At 64.8% G+C, this 20,959-nt stretch carries 16 protein-coding genes; 7 read left to right on the forward strand and 9 right to left on the reverse strand.

Features of this window, described 5'->3' with window-relative positions; all coding sequences use genetic code 11:
* Nucleotides 1-9 precede the first annotated feature (9 nt).
* Nucleotides 10-1,296 (forward strand): extracellular solute-binding protein, encoded by a 1,287-nt coding sequence (locus B6V73_RS17655; protein WP_088725965.1) that lies wholly within the window; start codon nucleotides 10-12, stop codon nucleotides 1,294-1,296.
* 72 nt (nucleotides 1,297-1,368) lie between these two features.
* Nucleotides 1,369-2,460, forward strand: coding sequence for a cellulase family glycosylhydrolase (locus B6V73_RS17660; protein WP_206185604.1), 1,092 nt, complete (start codon nucleotides 1,369-1,371; stop codon nucleotides 2,458-2,460).
* Nucleotides 2,461-2,462: 2 nt separating this feature from the next.
* Here B6V73_RS17660 and B6V73_RS17665 read toward each other — a convergent pair whose 3' ends face one another.
* From B6V73_RS17665 to B6V73_RS17680, 4 genes are all read right to left on the reverse strand, one after another.
* Entirely contained in the window at nucleotides 2,463-3,434 is a 972-nt protein-coding gene (locus B6V73_RS17665; RefSeq protein ID WP_088725967.1) for an oligopeptide/dipeptide ABC transporter ATP-binding protein, read from the reverse strand.
* Nucleotides 3,431-5,317, reverse strand: coding sequence for a dipeptide/oligopeptide/nickel ABC transporter permease/ATP-binding protein (locus B6V73_RS17670; RefSeq protein WP_088725968.1), 1,887 nt, complete (start codon nucleotides 5,315-5,317; stop codon nucleotides 3,431-3,433). The genes B6V73_RS17665 and B6V73_RS17670 overlap by 4 nt, the downstream gene beginning before the upstream one ends.
* On the reverse strand, nucleotides 5,314-6,261 hold the full coding sequence (locus B6V73_RS17675) for an ABC transporter permease (RefSeq protein WP_075777258.1): 948 nt from the start codon (nucleotides 6,259-6,261) through the stop codon (nucleotides 5,314-5,316). The genes B6V73_RS17670 and B6V73_RS17675 overlap by 4 nt, the downstream gene beginning before the upstream one ends.
* A 78-nt stretch (nucleotides 6,262-6,339) precedes the next feature.
* A complete protein-coding gene (locus B6V73_RS17680; RefSeq protein WP_075777259.1) occupies nucleotides 6,340-7,929 on the reverse strand; it encodes an ABC transporter substrate-binding protein in 1,590 nt (529 codons plus the stop codon).
* 47 nt (nucleotides 7,930-7,976) lie between these two features.
* Here B6V73_RS17680 and B6V73_RS17685 point away from each other — a divergent pair, with 47 nt between their 5' ends.
* A complete protein-coding gene (locus B6V73_RS17685; protein WP_276206804.1) occupies nucleotides 7,977-8,738 on the forward strand; it encodes a DUF1028 domain-containing protein in 762 nt (253 codons plus the stop codon).
* Nucleotides 8,739-8,925: 187 nt separating this feature from the next.
* On the opposite strand, the gene B6V73_RS17690 is transcribed toward B6V73_RS17685, so the two are convergent.
* Entirely contained in the window at nucleotides 8,926-9,681 is a 756-nt protein-coding gene (locus tag B6V73_RS17690) for an FCD domain-containing protein (protein WP_075777261.1), read from the reverse strand.
* A gap of 96 nt (nucleotides 9,682-9,777) precedes the next feature.
* On the opposite strand from B6V73_RS17690, the gene B6V73_RS17695 reads away from it, so the two are divergent.
* The 3 genes from B6V73_RS17695 (at nucleotide 9,778) to B6V73_RS17705 (ending at nucleotide 14,791) form a co-directional block, all read left to right on the forward strand.
* Nucleotides 9,778-10,998, forward strand: coding sequence for a M20 family metallo-hydrolase (locus B6V73_RS17695; protein WP_088725970.1), 1,221 nt, complete (start codon nucleotides 9,778-9,780; stop codon nucleotides 10,996-10,998).
* Between the two features lie 200 nt (nucleotides 10,999-11,198).
* Nucleotides 11,199-13,565 carry a Tex family protein gene (locus B6V73_RS17700; RefSeq protein WP_075777263.1) on the forward strand — a complete coding sequence of 789 codons (2,367 nt, stop codon included), beginning with the start codon at nucleotides 11,199-11,201 and terminating at the stop codon, nucleotides 13,563-13,565.
* 287 nt (nucleotides 13,566-13,852) lie between these two features.
* Nucleotides 13,853-14,791 (forward strand): cation diffusion facilitator family transporter, encoded by a 939-nt coding sequence (locus B6V73_RS17705; RefSeq protein ID WP_088725971.1) that lies wholly within the window; start codon nucleotides 13,853-13,855, stop codon nucleotides 14,789-14,791.
* 61 nt (nucleotides 14,792-14,852) lie between these two features.
* Here the strand turns inward: B6V73_RS17705 and B6V73_RS17710 are convergent, their stop codons facing one another.
* From B6V73_RS17710 to B6V73_RS17725, 4 genes are all read right to left on the reverse strand, one after another.
* Entirely contained in the window at nucleotides 14,853-15,407 is a 555-nt protein-coding gene (locus B6V73_RS17710; RefSeq protein ID WP_240504171.1) for an exopolysaccharide biosynthesis protein, read from the reverse strand.
* 241 nt (nucleotides 15,408-15,648) lie between these two features.
* Nucleotides 15,649-16,512: a glutathione-dependent disulfide-bond oxidoreductase gene (gene yghU / locus B6V73_RS17715; protein ID WP_088725973.1), complete on the reverse strand. Its 864-nt coding sequence runs from the start codon at nucleotides 16,510-16,512 to the stop codon at nucleotides 15,649-15,651.
* Between the two features lie 334 nt (nucleotides 16,513-16,846).
* The gene (locus tag B6V73_RS17720) at nucleotides 16,847-17,272 is read right to left on the reverse strand and encodes a BLUF domain-containing protein (RefSeq protein ID WP_168174931.1); all 426 of its coding nucleotides are present in this window, start codon (nucleotides 17,270-17,272) and stop codon (nucleotides 16,847-16,849) included.
* A 184-nt stretch (nucleotides 17,273-17,456) separates the two neighbouring features.
* Nucleotides 17,457-18,104 (reverse strand): 5-formyltetrahydrofolate cyclo-ligase, encoded by a 648-nt coding sequence (locus B6V73_RS17725; RefSeq protein WP_088725975.1) that lies wholly within the window; start codon nucleotides 18,102-18,104, stop codon nucleotides 17,457-17,459.
* A 433-nt stretch (nucleotides 18,105-18,537) separates the two neighbouring features.
* On the opposite strand from B6V73_RS17725, the gene B6V73_RS17730 reads away from it, so the two are divergent.
* A complete protein-coding gene (locus B6V73_RS17730; RefSeq protein WP_168174932.1) occupies nucleotides 18,538-20,904 on the forward strand; it encodes a S8 family peptidase in 2,367 nt (788 codons plus the stop codon).
* Nucleotides 20,905-20,959 lie beyond the last annotated feature (55 nt).

Below are 20,959 nucleotides of genomic sequence, written 5' to 3' on the forward strand. Positions count from 1 at the left end.
GAGGAAATCATGAAACATCTTGCTCTGGGCCTGGCGCTTGCGGCGGGGCTGGCAAGCCCGGCTGCGGCCGAGCCCGTCACCGTCAATCTCGCGCGGTTCTTCGGCGCCTGCGAGGATGCGGGAACCGACACGCATACCAGCGTCGGCGAAGCCTGCATCATCCAGTCGATCATCAATGCGGCCAGCCAGGAAATTCCCGATGTGACGGTGAAGACTCTGCCGACCGATTGGGGAAATTACTACGACCACGTGAAGGCGATGTTCGCGGCGGGCGATCCGCCCGATATCTTCGTCATTCACCGCTCCTCGATCCCCGAATTCGCCTCGCTGGGCGCTCTGGCCGATATCGGGCCGGACCTCGAAGCCGCGGGCATCGACACGTCCGACTGGACCGAGGGGGCGAAAAAGGCCGTGACATATGACGGCAAGATCGTCGCCGTGCCGATGGATTTCCACGCCAACCTCTGGCACGTGAACATGGACATCATGAAGAAGGCGGGCCTCGTGAAGGACGGCAAGCCGATCCTTCCCCACAGCCCCGAGGAACTGCTCGCCCAAGCCAAGAAGGTGAAGGAAGCGACCGGCAAGGACTATCTCGCCGCCGATTTCTCGCAATTCCCGATCGGTGTGCGGCTGGTCCTGTCTCTGATCTGGCAGCAGGGCTCGAACATTTTCGACGGCGATACTGCGACGATCGATACGCCCGAGGCCCTCAACGCGGTCAAGGCGATCACCCAGCTCTTCGATGGCGGCTATGCCAACCCCAAGCTGAACTATGCCGACAGCCAGCAGGAATTCCTCAATGGCAATGCGGCGGTGCTGGTCAACGGCACTTGGGTGGTCAACGAATATACCAAGCAGGCTGAGAACCCCGATACCGGGCTGAAGGACTACTACGTCTCCGATTTCCCGCAGCTCTTCGACCAGCCAGCCACCTGGGCTGACAACCACACCTGGGCGATCCCCTCGACGCTGAAGGATCGGAACCCCGAGAAATACAAGGCCGCGCTGAAGGTCGCAGCCTTCATCTACAATCACGACGCGGATTGGGCGCGCACGGGCCACATGGCGGTGCGTAAGTCGGTGCTCGAGAGTAAGGCGTATCGCGATCTGCCGCACCGTGCCGAATACGTGGGCACCGAGAAGATCGCGCGCGATACGCCGGCGTCGCCGGAATACAGCAAGATTCAGGACGCGCTGAACCGCAACCTGCAATCGATCTGGCTGACCGGAAAGGACCCGAAGAAGGCCCTCGCCGAAGCGCAGAACGAGGTGCAGGACATCCTCGACCAGTAACCGGCTGCGTTCGCAGTCACCCCCGGAGGCGTCCGACCGGCACGCCTCCGCACCTCCCAGCCCCATGAGGATATGATGAAAGACGACAGGCTTGAGCAGGCAGACCGGTGGAGCGTTGAACGCGCCTGGGCATGGCGTCGCGAGATCGGATGGCTTTGTGGCTTCAACTACCTGCCGAGCGTCGCAGTCAACTTCGTCGAGTTCTGGCGCGGCGCGGATTTCGCTCCCGAGGTCATCGAACGCGAACTGGGCTGGGCGCGCGAGATCGGGTTCAACGTCGTGCGCGTCAACCTGCCCTTCGTCGTCTGGCAGGCCGAGGGGACCGGGCTGCTCGACCGGGTGGACCGCTTTCTGGCCATCGCGGTTTCGCACGGTCTTGGCGTCATTCTCTGCCCGTTCGACGATTGCGAATTCTCTGGCGAGCCGGCCACGCCCGGGCCACAGCCCGACCCCGTGCCCGCCGTCCATAACAGTCGCGCCGTGGGCAGCCCCGGCAGAGCGATCGTCGAGGATCCGTCCCGTCGGCCCGAGCTGGAAACCTATCTGCGCGCGATCGTCATGCGGTTCCGCGCAGATTCCCGCGTCATCTTGTGGGATCTCTATAACGAGCCGGGAAACCGGATGATTTTTCGCTCCGGTCGCTATGAGAGCTACTCAGAAAGGCTTGAGCAAGCGAGCCTGTCGCTGATGCGTGATTGCTTCGCCTGGGCGCGGGAGTGCGCCCCGAGCCAGCCGCTTACCGTGGCCGCGTGGTCGGTGCCTGGAGAGGGCACATCCTACGCGACGGAGATTGACCGAACCGCGCTCGCGCTCTCCGATGTCGTGACCTTCCACGCCTATGTGCCGCGCGCGAGAATGGAGGCGACGATCGCGGCGCTCAACGCGCTGAAGCGGCCCTTGATCTGCACTGAATGGATGGCACGCAGTCTCGACAGCACGATCGCCGAGCAGATCCCGCTGTTTCGCGAAACCGGCGTCGGAGCGCTGCAATGGGGCTTCGTGCGCGGCCGCAGTCAAACCTGGCTGCCTTGGCCCGACGGTGTGTCAGGCACGACCAAGATCGGCGAGGACGGCGCTTGGTTCCACGACCTCGTGGACCAGACTGGACAGCCCTACTCGCCTGCGGAAATTCTGGAAATCAACGCCGCCACCCGATCAGGGTAATGTCAGAGGTGCCCGGGTGTCGGCAGGGGGTGATAGCAGGCGACCCTCTGATCGGCGCCCATTTCGATCAGGGGCGGGGGAGCGCCGAGGCATTGCTCGCTCGCATAAGGACAGCGTTTTGCGAAGGCGCAGCCCTTCGGCGGATTGAGCGGGTTCGGCAGTTCCGCTTGGCCCTGCTCCGGGTCCGATAGCGCGCGACCGACTACGGGCGCACTTTCCGCCAGCAGCTTCGTGTAGGGGTGGCGCGGATGGGCGAAAATTTCCTCGGCCCGGCCTTCCTCGACCACCGAGCCAAAATAGAGAACCGCGATCCGGTCGCTGACCGCCTCGACCACTGCCAGATCGTGGCTGATGAACAGGTAGGTCAGTCCGAATTCGCGTTTCAGATCGGCCAGCAAGTTCAGCACCTGCGCCTGCACCGAGACATCGAGCGCGGAGACGGGTTCATCGAGGATCAGGATGCGGGCCTGCGCCGCAAGCGCGCGTGCGATGCCGATGCGCTGCGCCTGACCGCCGGAGAACTCATGCGGATACCGGTCGAGGAAATCGGCGCGCAGGTTCACGCTGTCGAAAATCTCGAGAATACGTTTCTCGCGCGCGGCGCGGTCCATTCCGTGCAATAGCTTCAGCGGCGCATCCATGATCTGCCGGATCGTCTTGCGCGGGTTGAGACTGCTGATCGGGTCCTGAAATACATATTGAATGCGCTTGCCGAATTCGGCCGGGTCCGCGTTGTCGAGGGCCGAGCCCTCGATTTCGATCGTGCCGGTGGTGGGCGGCAGGAGGCCCACCAACATCCGCGCCAGCGTGGACTTGCCGCAGCCGGACTCGCCCACGATGCCGAGCGTCTCGCCTGTCTGCACGCTCAGCGTCATCGGGTGGACCGCTTTCACGGCTCCTTTCGTGCCGCCGAACAGCTTCTTGCCGACGGGGAAGGTCTTCGACAGGTCCGTGATCTGCAGGGCGATGCTCATGCGGTCTCCTCCGCGAAACTGGGCTCGGGATAGAGGCAGCGCACGGTGCGCGATCCGGTCCCCTCGAGCAGTATCTCGCCTTCTTTGCAGGCTGGTTGCGCCTTCAGACAGCGATCCGCAAAGGCACAGCCTGCCGGCAGATTGTCGACCGAAGGCGGCAGGCCCGGGATCGCCTCGAGCTTGCGTTTGCCCTCGCCCAGTTCAGGCACGCAGGCGATCAGGCGCGACGTGTAGGGGTGGGCGGGCGCGCGCAGGATCTCCATCGTCGGGCCTTCCTCGACGATCCGGCCCGCATACATCACCGCCACGCGGTCGCACAGCTGGGCCACCACGCCGAAATCATGGGTAATGAAGATGATCGCGAGCCCGCGTTCCCGCCGCAGATCGTCGAGCAGCGAAAGGATCTGCGCCTGCACCGTCACGTCGAGCGCGGTGGTGGGCTCGTCCGCGATGATCACGTCCGGGTCGTTGGCCAGCGCCATCGCGATGCCGACGCGCTGACGCATGCCGCCCGACATCTCATGCGGATAGCTGTCCACGCGGCTCTCCGCATTGGGGATGCGCACGGATTTCAGGAGTTCGATCGCCTTTTCGCGCCCTTCGGATTTCGAGATCGGGTGATGGCACGAAATAGCTTCCACCAGTTGATCGCCAACCTTGTAGAGCGGGTGTAGCGTCGCCAGCGGGTCCTGGAAGATATAGGCGACGCGGCGACCGCGTAGACTTCGCAGATCGCCATAGCGCGCGCCGATCATGTCGCGGCCTTCAAGGCGTGCAGCGCCCCCGGTGATGACGCCGGGCGGTGACGCCACGAGCCCCATGATCGACAGTGCCGTCACCGATTTCCCCGAGCCGCTCTCGCCGATCACCCCGAGACATTCGCCAGGTTTGACCGAAAGCGAGACGCCCGAAACAGCCTTGTAGATGCGGTCCTTCACTTGGAACTGGGTGTGCAGGTCCTCGAGGCTCAGGATGCCGTCGGTCGGCTGTTCAGGCGCAGGACGGTCCTTGCGTTCAACGCGGGTCGCGGCCATCGGACGGCTCAGCGCGCCCGATTTCAGCCGAGGGTCGAGCGCGTCGCGCACGCCGTCGCCCAGCAGGTTGATGCTCATCACGATGATCAGGATCATGAGGCCGGGAATGACCGAGGTATGCGGGTTGGTAATCAGTGCCGAGCGCGCCTCGCCCAGCATGCTCCCGAGATCGGCTTGCGGCGGCTGTGAGCCGAGGCCGAGGAAGCTCAGGCCGGCGGTCTCGAGGATCATCCAGCCGATCGTTGTGGACATCGCGATCACGATGACGGGCACCACGTTGGGCAGGACCTCCGAGGTGATGATGCGCGCATTGGACATGCCCGCGAGCTTCGCCGCATCGACGAATTCCTTATGTGCGAGGCCCACGGTGATGCCGCGGATGTTGCGCGCAAAGAAGGGGATATTGACCACCGCCACCGCGATCAACGCATTCACGAGGCCGGGGCCGAGAGCGGCCACGATCGCCAGCGCCAGCAGGATATACGGGAACGCCATCAGCATATCGACGGCGCGCATGATGATGTTGTCGGTCCGCCCGCCATAGAAGCCCGCGATGATGCCGACCGCAGCGCCCGCGACGGCCGCGAAAAGCGCGGCGGCAAAGCCCACGGCCAGCGACAACCGCGTGCCCCAGAGAAGCCGAGAGAGCAGATCGCGCCCCAATGCATCCGTGCCCAGAAACGCGCCCTCGGAAAACGGCGGCAGGAAGCGGTTCGCGGTGTTCGTCGCATCCGGATCGGCGAGCGGCAGCAGCGGCGTGATCAGCGCCATCAGAACCACCAGTCCCATCACGATCAGCCCCCCCAGCGCCAGACGGTTGCGCGCGAGAAGTTTGAAGAACGCGCTCATGTCTTGATCCTCGGGTCTAGAAGGCTCTGGGCGACATCGACGATGATGTTGAAGATGACATAGCAGCTGGCAACGAAGACGACGCCGCCTTGGACGAGCAGGATATCACGCTGCAAGATCGCATCGACCAGCATCCGCCCGATGCCGGGCCACTGGAAGACGATCTCGATATAGACGGCGCCCGACAGCACGAAGCCCGCCTGAATGCCCAGCACCGGAATGATCGAGACCATCGCCGCACGGAGCGCATGGCCCCAGATCACGCGGCCCTCTTTCACACCCTTGGCGCGCGCGGTGCGGATGAAATCCTGCCGCAGCACCTCCAGCATGGCCGAGCGCGACAGCCGCGCCACCACGCCGGTCGCCACTACCGCAAGTGCCAGCGCGGGCATCGTGAGATGATGGATCAGGTCGGGCAGGTCGCCGCCGCCATAGATCGCATACATCCCCGAGACCGGCAGCCATTGCAGGTCCACCGCGAAGATCAGGATCATCATCATTCCGAGGAAGAAGGACGGGATCGAGATGCCCAGAAGCACCACGAAGGTGATTGCCTTGTCGGCGAATCCATACTGACGCGCGGCCGAAATTACGCCTGCGAGAATGCCGAAAACCGTGCATAGAACGAAGGAGGTGCCCGCAAGGATCAGCGTGTTGTTGAACCGCTCCAGCACCTCGTCGATAACGGGACGGTTGAGCGAGAAGCTCTGCCCGAAATCGCCGTGAAGCATGTTCCCCAGCCAGATGAAATAGCGCGCCACCAAGGGCTGATCGAGGCCCAGATCGCGGTTCAGCCGCGCCACGTTCTCGGGGGTGGCATAGCTTCCAAGGATCGCGGTGGCCGGGTCGCCCGGGATCATCGCCATGATCAGGAAAACGATCACCGTGATCCCGAGGATCACCGGCACCGCGAGCAAGAGCCGTTTGAGGATATAGCTGCCCATTGGTCTCCCTTTGGGTGACGCGCAAAAGATGGAAAAAGGGGTGCGCGGGCCTGTCGTGGCCCGCGCACCCCGGAAAGATCAGGCCTTCGTTACGTCCTTGAGGAGCAGGAAGAACGAGGGCTGCAGCGTGAAGTCCGACACTTTGTCATTGGTCACCGCGTTCTGCTTCCAGTTCGCCACGAAGACCCAAGGCGCGTCGTCATGCACGATCTGCTGCATCTTCTTGTAGAGCTCGGCGCGCTTGGACTGATCGGTCGCGGTGCGCGCCTCTTCGAGCAGCTTGTCGACCTCGGGGTTCGAGTAATAACCCGAGTTGAACCCGCCCTTGTCGGGCCAGGCATCGGTGCGCAGCGCGAGATAAGGCAGGGTGTCGGGGTCGTTCGTCATCCATGCCATCTCGGCCATGTCGACATGTTGCCCGTTCGAGTCGAGCCCCGGGTTCACCTTTCCGAGGAAGGTGTTCCACTCGAAAGTCTCGATCTTTGCGTTCAGCCCCACCGCCTTCAGGTCGGCCTGGATCGCGGTGCCCATCGCCACCGGGTCGAGCATCCCCGAGCCGCCATCGGTGACGTAGAAGGTCACTTCCGTGCCCTCGGCCACGCCAGCCTCTTTCAGAAGCGCTTTGGCTTTCTCCGGATCGTAGGGATAGGGGTCGAGGCTGTCGTCATGCGCCCAGGCGAAGGCGGCGGGCGTCGGGCCGTTGGCGACCGTCGCCGTGCCTTCGAGCACGTCGTTGACGATCGCTTCCTTGTTGATCGCGTAGTTCGCGGCCTGACGGGCCTTCTTGTCCTTGAACGGCCCCTTGGCGCAATCGAGGATCAGGAACCACAGATGCGGCCCCGCCTGCTCCACAAGGTGATACTTGTCGTTCTGGAACTCCTTGAGCGCCACGGGCGGCACCTCGACCATCAAGTCGATCCCGCCCGCCAGCATCTCGGCCACGCGGGTATTGGCATCCGTGATCGGGCGGAAGATGACCGCCTTGAGCGCGGTGGGCGTGTCCCAGTAGTCGGGGTTGCCCTCGACCACGACGGCCTCGTTCGGGCGCCATTCCTTGAAGGTGAAGGGTCCGGTGCCGACGGGGTTGCGACCGAAATCCTTGTCGAATTTCTTCACCGCCGTCGGCGAGACGATCAGCCCCGTCGGATAGGCGAGGTTCGACAGGAAGGGTGCATAGGGCTCTTTCAGCGTGAACACCACGGTTTGCGGGTCTTTCGCGTCGATCGTGTCCACGCTTGAGAAGAAGAAGGCGAGCGGGAAGGGGCCGGTGTGGTAATAGGGGTGGTTCTCGTCGAGCATCCGCTCGAAGTTGAACTTCACCGCCTCGGCGTCGAAATCCGAGCCGTCATGGAATTTCACGCCCTGACGCAGATGGAACGTGTAGGTCTTGCCATCGTCGGAGATGTCCCAGCTCTCGGCGAGGGCCGGTTCGACTTCGAGCGTGCCGGATTTGTAGCGCACCAGCCCGTCATAGAGATTCATCAGGATGCGGAAGTCGTTCACAGCGGTGACCGCCGCCGGATCGAGCGCCTTGGGTTCCGCGATCTGGCCTACGACCAGAACGCCTGGCGGGGTCGCCGCCATCGAGGGCAGACCGGTTCCCATCAGGACGCCCGTCGCCACGCCCGAGATCAGAAGACCGCGCCGCGTAAGGGTGAGTTTCGTCATGTTACCTCTCCTGTTCAGCATGGCTGATTTTTATTGGTGATGATTGCATGAGGGCAAATTATCATGATAAATGCAAGGGCGCAGATCAACGGAGTTCCGCCGTGACGGTATCAATTCTGGCATATGACGAAAAAACAGGCACCTTTGGCGGGGCGGCCATGACGGGCAGCCTGTGCGTCGGAGGCTGGGTGCTGCGCGGCGGGGCCGAATCGGGATTGTCGGCAAGCCAGGGCACCGCGCCTTCGACGCTCTGGGGCGAGGATGTGCTGGAGAAGATGAAGACCGGGATGTCCGCCGGCGACGCCGTGGCCCAGGTGACGGACCCGGATACCGGACGCGCCCACCGCCAACTGGCCGCGATCGATCTGCACGGGGACACGGGCCATTTTACCGGGGAAATGTCCGTTCCGATCTGTGGCGCGCTGGAAGGGCGGGGCGTGGTGGTCTCGGGCAATATGCTCGCCGATTGGTCGGTAATCGCCGCGGTGCGCGATACCTACCTGTCAACGAAGGGCGCGATGCCCGACCGGCTGATGGCGGCCCTCGTCGCGGGCGCGCGGGCAGGGGGCGACAGTCGCGGCTTGGTCTCGGCAGCGTTGCTGGTTGCCTCGCGTGCAGCCACGCCGCTGACGCTGCGCATCGACCGCTCCGCCAAACCGCTCGAAGATCTGGCCGACCTGCTCGCCGCCGCCCGGGCCGAGCCCTATCACGGCTGGACGCGTGTCGTGCCGACCCTCGACGACCCTTATCGCGCGCCCGATCTGGTCGAGCCCGAACCCCTCCCGCTGCCCGAGACCGGGACTGAGTAGGTCGGAACTTGGCGCGGGGTGACCGGCCCCGGGCCGCGCCCAACCCTCCCCCCCCCCGGAAGGGCGCATTGGCGGCGTTGGCGCAGGCATCACCGATTCTCGGATTTGCGAAAAAAGTCACTAAGCGACACGCGTTGCAAAGCGCCCACCCGAGGCTCGGGCGCGGTGCTCGGCGCGAAGACCCGCGTCACTCGGCGATGAACCGTTTCATCACCTCCGCCTCCTGCGCCTCCATGAAGCGCTGGGCGGTGGCCATGTGATCGGCCATGATCTTGCGGGCGTCCTCGGCGCGGCCCTCGCGCAGGGCGTCGATCAGGGCGATCTGGTGGTTGCGCCCGCTCTCCCAAAGCTCGCGATTGGGCGGGGCGTATAGTTTTTTGTAGACCGTCAGGTCCGACAGGATCTGCGCCATGAAGCGGATCAGGAAGGACAGGAGCGGATTGTCTGAATGCCTTGCCAGCGCTGCGTGGAACTGCAGAGATTGCACATGCTGCTCGCGTTCTTCCTCGGGCGTGGATGCAGGGACGGAGTAGCGCGCGACCAGCGCTTCCAGCTCGGCCAGATCGTCGGGGGACAGCCTGCCGGCAAGACTCGCCGCCACCTCGGGCTCCAGCGCACGGCGGATCTGGTAGATATCCGCGACGGTGAGATCCTTGAAATAGAAGTAGTTGCCGAGAAGCGCTCTGGCGCGTTCTTCGCTGACTTCCCCCACGAATGAACCGCCGCCCGGCCCGGTGCGCGTGGTCACCAGTCCCTGGGCCTCCAGCAGTCGCATCGCCTCCCGGATCGTGCCCTTGGCCATGCCGAACCGTTCGATCATCTCCGTCTCGCCAGGCAGGCGATCGCCCTTCTTCAGGCGCTGCGCGACAACCCAGTCCTTGATCTGATCGGCGACGCGGGCGGGGCGAGAGCGTCTCGGTTCGGTGGCGGGCTTGCGGGGCATCGGATCTCTGTTGGGGAAACACACTGGCGTTTCTCCTAGACCAATTCACGTCAAAAGAGTAGACAGCTATTTATCATGATAAATAGGGGTGGTGCCATGCAGGATTGGGGTGCAGTAGCGCAAGAGCGGCTGGAGACGATCGCGAAAGTCTCCGAGCCGGGTCCCGGCGTGACCCGGCTGCCTTTCGGTCCCGAGCACGAGGCGGCGCTGGAGATCATCACGGATTGGATGCAGAAAGCGCGCTGCAAGGTCACGCTCGATGCGGCGGGCACGCTGATCGGGCGGAGGGAAGGGCCTGAGGGGGCACCCACGCTGCTGATCGGCTCTCATCAGGACAGCGTGCGTGCCGGTGGTGCGTTCGACGGGATCATGGGGGTGGCGCTGGGATGCCTGGCGCTCGAGGCGATTGGCGATCGCGCTCTGCCGTTTTCCGTGGAAGTGCTGGCCTTCGCTGATGAGGAAGGCGTGCGTTTCCCGACCGCGCTGATCGGACCGCGCGCCTTGGCCGGCACGCTCGACCCGTCCGTTTTCGCGATGGTGGACAAGACGGGCGTAAGCCTCGGCGCGGCGCTCGAGGCCTTTGGCGGAGACCCGGAGGGCACGGCGGCGCTGGCGCGCGAACCGGTCAGTATCGCGGGCTATGTGGAGTTGCATATCGAACAGGGCCCGTTGCTTGAGGGCGAAGACAAGCCGCTCGGCGTCGTCACCGCGATTTCCGGGATCGAGCGGCATCGTGTCACGATCACCGGCGAGGCGGGACATGCGGGCACCGTGCCGATGGAGATGCGCCACGACGCGCTGCTGGCAGCCTCGGATCTGGTGCGCGGCGTGCACGATATGGCGCGCGATCACGGTATCCGGGCGACGGTCGGGCAGCTCGATGTCTCGCCCAACGTGGTCAACGCGATTCCCGCGCGGGTCGATCTGACCATCGAGATCCGCGCCGCCGAAGACCCGGCCCGTGCCGCAATGGGCGCGGCGCTTGGCCCGCTCTGCGCGCAGATCGCGAAGGCGACGGCGACGCAGATCGAGATCGAGAAGACCTATGCGCAGCCCGCCCAAGCCTGCGATGCAGCGCTGCGAGAGGGGCTCGCCGCAGCTGTGCGCAACGTGACCGGAGAGGCCGCGCCGGAGCTGCCCTCGGGGGCCACGCATGACGCTTCCGCCATGGCCGATCTCTGCCCGATCGCGATACTGTTTTTGCGCTGCAAGGGCGGGATCAGCCATAACCCGGCGGAATATGCGAGCGCCGGCGATATGGGGCAGGCGGTCTCCGCGCTCGCCGCTTTCCTGTCCGATTTTCGTCTCAAGGCCTGAAACGGAGTCCCGAACCACGCTAACTGCGTCGGATGAAAAGCTTTCGCGACAAGAGGCGCAGCCAATCTCCCTGCAAACACCAATATCGAACCGATCCGTCCGTCAACAGACCAGCGCAATCCGGCCCGCCCCCGGCCTTGCCCCTTTTCCCCGCCCGAGGAGGCGGGTATTGCTGGCGGCCCGACTTTCAGGAGACAGCCTTGGCCCACACCGATTCCGCCCCCGTCCAAGCCCGCATCGCGCAGACCATTGCCACGGATATCGCGGCGCAGCCCGCGCAGGTGACCGCGGCGATCGGGCTTCTCGATGGCGGGGCGACCGTGCCCTTCGTGGCTCGCTACCGCAAGGAGGTCACGGGCGGGCTCGACGATACGCAGCTGCGGACGCTCTCGGAACGGCTGGGTTACCTGCGCGAGATGGAGGCGCGGCGCGAGACGATCCTCAACTCGATCCGCGAGCAGGGCAAGCTGACCGACGATCTGGCGCGCTCGATCGCGCGGGCCGAAAGCAAGGCGGCGCTCGAGGATATCTACCTGCCCTTCAAGCCCAAGCGCCGCACCAAGGCGATGATCGCGCGCGAGAACGGGCTGGAGCCGCTGTTGCGCGCCATTCAGGAAGACCGGAACGCCGCGCCTGAAGTGCTGGCCGAGGATTACGTTACCGAGGCCGTGCCCACGCCGAAGGACGCCCTGACCGGCGCGCGCGACATCCTGACCGAGGAACTGTCGGAAAACGCCGAGCTGCTTGGCAATTTGCGCGATTTCATGCGCGCCGAGGCCTTCATCGCCGCGCGCGTCGTGCCGGGCAAGGAAGAGGCGGGCGCGAAGTTCTCGGATTATTTCGACCATCGCGAGAAATGGGCCGACATTCCCGGCCACCGGGCACTTGCCATCCTGCGCGCCGCGAAGGAAGAGATCGTGACGATGGAGATCGCGCCCGATCCGGAGACCGGTGAAGACCGCGCGATCGGCAAGATCGCAGCGACCCTCGACACGCAGGCCGGACGCCCGGGCGATCTGTGGCTGCGCGACGTGGCGCGGTGGGCGTGGCGGGTGAAATTCTCGGTCTCGCTCTATGTGGATCTGCTGGGCGAGCTGCGTCAGCGCGCCCATGACGAGGCGATCAAGGTCTTCGCGCGCAACCTGCACGATCTGCTTCTGGCTGCCCCGGCCGGTCCGCGCGCGACGCTCGGCCTCGATCCGGGCATCCGCACCGGGGTGAAGGCGGCGGTGGTCGATGCGACCGGCAAGCTTCTGGAGACCGCGACGCTCTACCCGTTCCAGCCGAAGATGGACCTGCGCGGCGCCGAGGCGAAGATCATCGACATGGTCAAGCGCCACGGGATCGAGCTGATCGCGATCGGCAACGGCACCGCCAGCCGCGAGACTGAACGGATGGTCGCGGATACCCTGAAGCTGCTGCCGCCGGGTGTGCGCGCGCCGACGAAAGTGGTGGTCTCGGAAGCCGGGGCGTCGGTCTATTCGGCTTCGGAACTGGCCGCGCGCGAATTCCCCGATCTGGATGTCAGCTTGCGCGGCGCGGTCTCGATCGCGCGGCGCCTGCAGGACCCGCTGGCGGAACTGGTGAAGATCGAACCGCAGAGCATCGGCGTCGGGCAATATCAGCACGACGTGGATCAGCGCCGCCTGTCGCAGGCGCTGGAGGCGGTCGTCGAGGATGCGGTGAACGCGGTGGGCGTGGACCTGAACATGGCCTCCGCGCCGCTTCTGGCGCAGGTGGCGGGGCTTGGTCCCGCGCTGGCTCAGGCCATCGTCGCGCATCGCGACGCGCATGGCGCCTTCCCCTCGCGCCGCGCGCTGATGGAGGTGGCGGGGCTCGGCCCCAAGGCCTTCGAGCAATGCGCGGGCTTCCTGCGTATCCGCGATGGCGAAGAGCCGCTCGATGCCTCGTCCGTCCACCCCGAAGCCTACGCGGTCGCGCGCAAGATCGTGCAAAGCTGCGGCCGCGACATCCGCGAGATCATGGGCCAGCCGACGGCGTTGAAAGGCCTGCGTGCAGAGCAGTTCGTGACCGACGAGTTCGGCCTGCCCACCATTCGCGATATCTTTGCGGAACTGGAAAAACCCGGTCGCGATCCGCGCCCCACCTTCAAGACCGCGCAATTCACCGACGGGGTCGAGGACATCAAGGATCTCAAGCCGGGTATGAGCCTCGAGGGCACCGTGACCAACGTCGCAGCCTTTGGCGCTTTCGTGGATATCGGCGTGCATCAGGACGGTCTGGTGCATGTCAGCCAGCTCGCCGATCGCTTCGTGAAGGATCCCCATGAGGTGGTGAAGGCGGGCGACGTGGTGCGCGTGCGCGTGACCGAGGTCGACATCCCGCGCAAACGGATCGGCCTGTCGATGCGCAAGCAATCCGAGGGCGGCGCTCCTGCGCGGGGCAACGGCCCGGCGCGGCAAGACAAGGGGCAGGATCGGGGTAAACCCGGCCCGCAAGGCCCCCGTGGCAAAGGGGCCGGCAAGGGGCAAGGCAAGGCGCCAGCAAAAGACAGCGGCAATGGTGCCTTCGGCGCGGCGCTGCGCGATGCGATGAACCGGCGCTGAATCCGGGCAGGCGGGGCAGGGCGTGAGGGGCGGCTGCCTCGCGGGTCTATGCTATGCTCGCGGAAGGCTCCGCGGGACGAAATGACCACGGAGCCTCCGCCTGCAGCACGCCTTTCGCAAAGTGGCGTCATCGCGAGGCTTCGCTCGCCGTCTCAACCAGGCTATGCGAACCTTTGCCATGGCTCCGCGCCCGATGCGCCACGGGGCCGGACCCAGGCCAAGGAACCTTCGGCCCCTTCCGTCGTTGCCTCCACGAGCTCAGCAGCAACGCCGGAACACGCGCCGACATGGCACACGACCACAGTCACAGCCACGACCATGGACATAGCGGACCGGGGCATTCCCATGCGCCGGCGACATTCGGCAAGGCGTTTGCCATCGGCATTGCACTGAATACGCTCTACGTCTGTCTTGAGGCCGCCTTCGGTCTGATCTCGGGCTCGCTCGCGCTGCTGGCCGATGCCGGGCATAACCTGTCGGACGTGTTCGGCCTCGCCATCGCCTGGTTCGCGACCTGGCTGGAGCGCAAGCCGCCCTCGGGACGCAAGACCTATGGCTACAAACGCGCGCCGATCCTCGCCTCCCTGGCGAATGCGGTCATCCTTCTGGTCGCGGTCGGCGCCATCGTCTGGGAGGCCGTTCGCCGCCTGCTCGACCCGCAGCCCGTGGGCAGCGACACCATCCTCTGGGTCGCCGTGGTGGGGCTGATCGTCAACACCGGCACCGCCCTTCTGTTCATGCGCGGCCGCAACAGCGACCTCAACATCAAGGGCGCCTTCCTGCACATGGCCGCCGACGCCGCCGTCACCGCAGGTGTGATCGTCGCGGCGCTGCTGATCATGTGGTTCGGCTGGCAATGGCTGGACCCGGTTTTCAGCTTGGTGATCGCCGCGGTGATCCTGGTGGGCACATGGGGCCTGCTGCGCGACAGCGTGAAGCTGGCGATGGATACCGTGCCTCCGGGGATCGATCTGGAGGACGTGCGGGCCCGGCTGGAGAACCTGCCCGGCGTCGCCAGCCTGCACGATCTGCACGTCTGGGCGCTGAGCACGACGGACACCGCCCTCACCTGCCATCTGGTGATGCCGGAGGGTCGGCCCGATGACGCTTTCCTGCTGAACGCGGCCGATGAGCTGCACGAACATCACGGGATCGGACACGCTACCTTGCAAGTCGAGACCGACCCCGCCAAGGCCTGTCGCCTTGCGCCCGAGGACGTGGTGTAGGCGGAGGCGGGGGAGGCCGGATCAAGCGATCCTTGGCCCGAACTGGTGCTGCGATTGCGGCTCAGAGCATCAGCCAGACGGCGCCGCCAGCGATCAGGAGCAATGCGTAACCGACGGCCACGATCACCCCGTCACGCGCCAGAATCCCAAGCGAGAACGCCGCGATCGGAAGCCCGACCAAGGGAACCGTTACCGGTATGGCCCCGAGGATAAGCAAGGATCCCCCGGTCACGATGAGGATCACCGCGATCGCGGAGATCGAGACGTTGCCGCGGGCGAGGGGCTCCCATCTGCGATGCATATGCCTGCGCAGCCAGTCAGCGGCCGGACGCAGTCTTTCGGCCGCCTTGCGAACGCGGTCCGCCGGGATCTCGCGTTTGGCCAAGAAGCCCGGCAACCAGATGCCGTTTCGACCGAGGAGCGTGTAGAACCCGATAAGCGCGACCAGTGTCCCGAGCGCACCGCCAATGCCGGGGATCATGCCGACCGGGAGGATCATGAAGATCGCGGCGATCATCAGCAGCGGCGCATGGCCCTGCGAGCCGATTTCCCTGGTCAGTTCGCCGAGCGTAATGGTTTCTTGCCCCTCGGTGAGCCGCTGCAGCCGCTCGATCATTGTCGGGACAGCTTCGGGCCCCGCTTGAGCGTCATTCGAGGTCGCAGCGGACCCGTCCGCGTGGCTTGCCGATGGTTCGATCTTCTTGCTCATTCAGAAACAACAGGTCCGGAGGCCGCGTGTTCCCTAAGACAGGCCTCGTGCCGGTCGGTTTCGTCGCGATCGCGTTCATATCGCTTCATGCAAAGGCCCCGGCGCGAAAGTTGCGCCGGGGCCAAATCATCCAAAACGGGTCGGTCGCTCAGACCTTGTCTTGCGTCTTCGTCTCGAAGTCGCGCGCGGAATGGCGTTCGTGGAGTTGTTCCGCCGGATCGCCGTTCGTGCGGTTGACCATCCGGCCACGCTTCACCGCAGGACGCTCGAAAATCGTGTCGGCCCAACGCAGCACGTTCTTGTATTCATGCACCGACAGGAACTCCGCCGCGTCATAGAGCCATCCCTTCACCAGCCCGCCATACCATGGGAAGACCGCGATATCGGCGATGGTGTACTCGTCGCCCGCCAGATACGGCGTTTCGGCGAGGCGGCGGTCGAGAACGTCGAGCTGGCGTTTGACCTCCATCGCGAAGCGGTTGATCGGGTATTCCATCTTGGTCGGCGCATAGGCGTAGAAATGCCCGAAACCGCCGCCCAGATAGGGCCCGCTGCCCATCTGCCAGAACAGCCAGGACAGGCACTCGGCGCGCTTGGCCGGCTCGGTCGGCAGGAACGCCCCGAATTTCTCGGCCAGATAGGTCAGGATCGCACCGGATTCGAAGACCCGGATCGGCTCGGGGCCGGAGCGGTCCATCAGGGCCGGGATCTTGGAGTTCGGGTTGATCTCGACGAAGCCGGAGCTGAACTGGTCACCCTTGCTGATATCAATCAGCCAGGCGTCGTATTCCGCGTCCTCGTGACCAAGTTCGAGAAGCTCCTCGAACATGATCGTCACCTTCTGACCGTTGGGGGTCGCGAGGGAATAGAGCTGGAAGGGATGCTCGCCCACGGGCAGCGACTTGTCATGGGTCGGCCCCGCAATGGGGCGGTTGATGCTGGCGAAACGTCCGCCGCTTTCCTGAGACCAAGTCCATACCCGGGGGGGCACGTAATCGTCGCTATCACTCACCTTGAAATCTCCGTCTTGTTGGTGCGTCAGGCTCGGCAATGCACAGCCGGACGCCGCAATTCCATCGGCACGACGATCATCCGACCGGCGCCCCGTTTCTGTCTCTCCGCCTTCGCATCGCCTCGAAGAGTCCTCGTAGACATAGCGGGACTTTGGCGCTGTCCAAGGAAAGAGCCGGGAAGATCCGTGTGATCCGGGCGCTATGGCCGTCCTAGGAGCGGTGGCCCCGATCTGCGGATGTCGCCCACTGGGGCGTGACGAACCTTTGGAGATGCAGGGCGGACGCCTCAACGAAGGCTGGTATCTTCGGAACGATCGGCGAGGTCGTTTCCTGCTAGGCGGCGATATCTTCCCAGTCGTCTTTCGACAGAACCTTGCAGAGATCCTCAATGGCCGCTTGTGTCATCTTTTCCGGTGCGAAGCTGCCGTCGATTTCGTAGCGGCTCAGGATCTCCCGTTTTATCCCGGACGTCTGGATCAGGTGCATGCTCCATTCCGCGAAGAGGCGATGTTCCGCGTCCCCTGCACATAAGATACGGATATCGTCGTGCCGAGGATCGCCCAGCAGGCGGAGCAGACATTTTGCGACCGCGTCCCGCTCACCCTCGAGAAGTTGCATGAAACTGCGATCACTGACGATCAGGGCGCCCGTGATGCCATCACGCAAATTATTGATGCGGGATTTCTCGAGGATATCGTCGACGGTTTCAGGCTGCAGATCGCGGTGCCTGGATGAATAGACAAGTCTGGTCAACTGCAAGATGCAAACCCTCCGGCATTTTCATTTTTTTAAGACCGAATGCTCGCGCGCGCCGACGCTGTCAAGCGCCATGGCTGCGCACGTCCCCGCTGAGAGCACTGAATGTCGCGGGCTGCCGATCGTGGCGATCGGTGAACGTTGAGGGGAGCTTTTTTGTCACCTGACAGGCAGATACTTCAGCGCGCTACCTCTTCAGGTGCGTCCCATCCGACAAGAGCGCCTCGTCCATCGGCACGTCCCAGGGCATCGGATAGATCGTGGGCAGTTGGCAGCCCGCAAACCCAACGCCGATGGTCCGCGGCGGCGTCTCGATCCGTGCCAGCGTCCGGTCGTAATAGCCGCCGCCGTTGCCGAGGCGGTGAAGGGTCTCGTCGACACCCACGAGCGGCGCGATCACCACGTCCGGGCGTCTGGGTTCGCCAGAAGCCGGCACGAGGATGTTCCAGATGCCGCGCGCCATCCGGCAGTCCGGGCTCCAAGTGTGGAATTCCAGCGGCGCATCTTTCGCGGTGACGACGGGCAACAGGATCTGCGTCCCCGCCTCGTGGACCCTGCACATCCACGGTCGCAGGTCCGGCTCGCCCCTGATCGGCCAGTAGACGGCGACGGTCTGGCCCGCTCGGGGGGCGACGATCGGGTCGAGACCTTCGATCAGGCAGGCGGTCGCGCGCTCTCGATCGTCCGCGCACAGGGTGCGCAACTTGAGCAGCCGCGCGCGCTCGGCCCGTCTGAACCGCGCCACGTCGCGGGCGGTCTCGGGATCGACGGGGTGTCCGTCGACCAGCAGATGGGCGAAGCAGGCGGGGCTGCCTCCGGCGCTGTCCTCTTCCATCGTCAAGCCATCCCTGCGTGCTGCGCCCTCGATAGTCGGACCCGCGCGCCGGATTTTCAAGCACGCCTCGCGGCGACCGCGCCGGAAGGGCACCGTTCAGACCTGCTGACCACTGGGGACGGGCTTCAATTATTCGTGTTCGGCGTTTTTCCGACAGGCACCCTTTTGCGATTTCGGTCATAAGGCGTTCGCGAAAGCGACCTCGGGAGGTTCGGCGAAGGATCGTCGGCACCTCGTTCGCCTCAAAGTGACCCCCCTTACGAGTTCTCGGTGGCGCGATAGATCGCCGTCAACAAATCCCGACGTGTTGGATTGGCACCGGAAACAGGCGCTGTCGACGCGTGTGGGGACGTACAGGAACGCAGCTCCCATGCAGGCAAAGATGACCGGAATATCCTCTCAACGGGCTGAATTTTCAGCGAAAGGGCTTTTGATGAAAGGCGGATATTTGCTGGCGGCGACGGCTTTGACGTCGCTTGTCGTGACCGCGGCCCATGCGCGGGACCTCAGCGAGCGCATCCGGCTGGCGGGCCGTGCGACGGTCTCCTACGGGCTGGTGCAGGACCGTCCCGCGGCGCCCGGCGCGGCCGACACCTCTTCGCAGGGAATCGCCGCGAATTCCACTACGGTGACCGGCTCCAACAGCATGCTGCTTCTCTTGGGTCTCGGTGCGGTGGGGCTGGCCGCGGCTGCGGGGGCGGGCGGCGGCGGTTCCTCGGGTTCTTCAGGCGCGAGCGACACACAGCCGCCATCGCCGGGCATTGCGCCGCGTCTTGGCACCGGCGGCAGCGTCAGCAGCTTCGAGACCAAGGAATATTACGCGAGCGGCGGTCTCGCTCAGACCGAGGCGGCGTATCGTTATGCTGAAGGGGCCTACGGGTTCGGCACACTCGTGTCGGTCTACGACACCGGGACGGATGTGACCCATCCCGATCTCGCCGACAATATCGATGGTGCCCTCTCCTACAGCTATTTCGACAACAGTTCCGATGTCACCGACACGGACGGGCACGGCACGCACGTGGCCGGGATCATCGCCGGTGTGCAGAACGGGCAGGGGATCGAGGGGATCGCTTGGGGGTCCACGCTGATGATCCTGAAAGGCGTCGGAGGCTCGGTGCCTGCGGGCAGCTATGCGGATGCGATCACGCGGTCGGTCAAGGCCGGGGCCGCCTCGATGAACAACAGCTGGTCCTATGTGGACAGCACGGACAAGACGCTTACGATCGACCAGTTTTCGAGCGCCGACCAGATCCGTCTGCAGCTCGGGTCGGCCACGATCGACGCGCTCGATGCAGCCGCGAAAGCGGGCATGGTCAGCGTGTTCGCTGCGGGTAACGATGGCGGCGCCAATCCCAGCGTGATGGTCGGCCTGCCGGAATACTTCCCGGAAATGGACGGCTCGATCCTCGGCGTCGTGGCCGTCGACAACAACCATCAGATCGCGAGCTTTTCCAACCGCTGCGGCGAGGCGATGAATTACTGCCTCGCGGCGCCGGGCGTGAACATCCTCTCGACCTATCCGAGCGATCTCGGCGGCGATTACGCCTACATGAGCGGGACTTCCATGGCGACGCCCTATGTCACCGGCGCGGTCGCGGTGCTCAAGAGCGAATTCCCCGAGCTGACAGGTCAGCAAATCGTGCAGATCCTCGAGACCAGCGCGACCGATCTCGGCGCGGTCGGCATCGACCCGGTTTATGGCTGGGGAGAGCTCAATCTGCGGCAGGCACAGGCACCTACCGGGACGCTGAAGGTCGAGACGACCAGCTCTCTCGACGGCCCCTCCGTGCCCGCAGCCCGAAGCGCGATCAGCGCAAGCCGCGGCGTCGCCGGGGCCCTGCGCGCGACGCTCTCCAACCAGCGAATGATCGTCACCGATGCCTTTGATCGGGGCTATCATGTGCCGACCAGCAGCTTCGTGGCGGATTACGCGGATGCCAGCGCCGCCCGAGCCGCGACGGAAGCCTTCGCGATGGGACGGACGGATGCGATCAATCTGAGCGCGGGCACCGGCACCTTGTCACTGTCGCGCGGCGACGGTTCCGCGATTGCCGGAACAGGCTGGGTCGACAGCGCCGCGATGGCCGCGCCATACCTGAAATCTTTCGATGCCACATCCGCGCTGCATTACGAAATCGGCCTCGGCGACGGGCTGTCCGCGTCGATTTCGCAGGCAGGCGGCGGGGCTGGCGATATCACCTCGCATTACGTCGCCGGCTCGCTCAGTGCCCGGTTTGGCACCGGCAAGCTCTCGATGACCGTCGGCAGCCTGCATGAAGACGGCGGCTTCCTGGGAACCTCGGTGGGCGGCGCGTTCGGTGGCGGCCTGTCCAGCGATACCCGCTTCGTTCAGCTCGGCATGAACGTCGCCCTCGGTGACGGCACCTCTCTCGCGTTCACCGCGGCCAATGGCAGTTCGAACTTCTCCGGAGACGGTTTGCTTCGCTCCGGCAGTGGGCTGCACTCGAACGCCTATGCCGTGGGCCTGAGCAAGACAGGGTTTCTGTCCGGCGATGATCGTGTCTCCATCGGGATTTCGACGCCGATCTCGCTTGCCTCGGGCAAGATGACGATGAGCGTGCCGACCGCCGTCGGGGCCGCCGTCGGAAACGCGCGCTCCGACAAGGTGGTGATGACGACCTCCTCGGTGAATATCGAAAGCGCAGCACCTCAGCCCGACCTTCAGTTCGGCTATTCGCGCACGGCCGGGATCGGTCGTCTCGGCGCGGGGCTTGTCTACGAACCCGGGAAGCGTTCCGCGATGGGGGTTTCGCTGGGATGGACGGCGCGCTTTTGAACCGCTGACGCCGGGCGCGCCTATCACGACCGCCGGATGTCGCGCGGACGCGCCT

The organism is Thioclava sp. JM3, from assembly GCF_002213185.1.
Lineage (GTDB): Bacteria > Pseudomonadota > Alphaproteobacteria > Rhodobacterales > Rhodobacteraceae > Thioclava > Thioclava nitratireducens.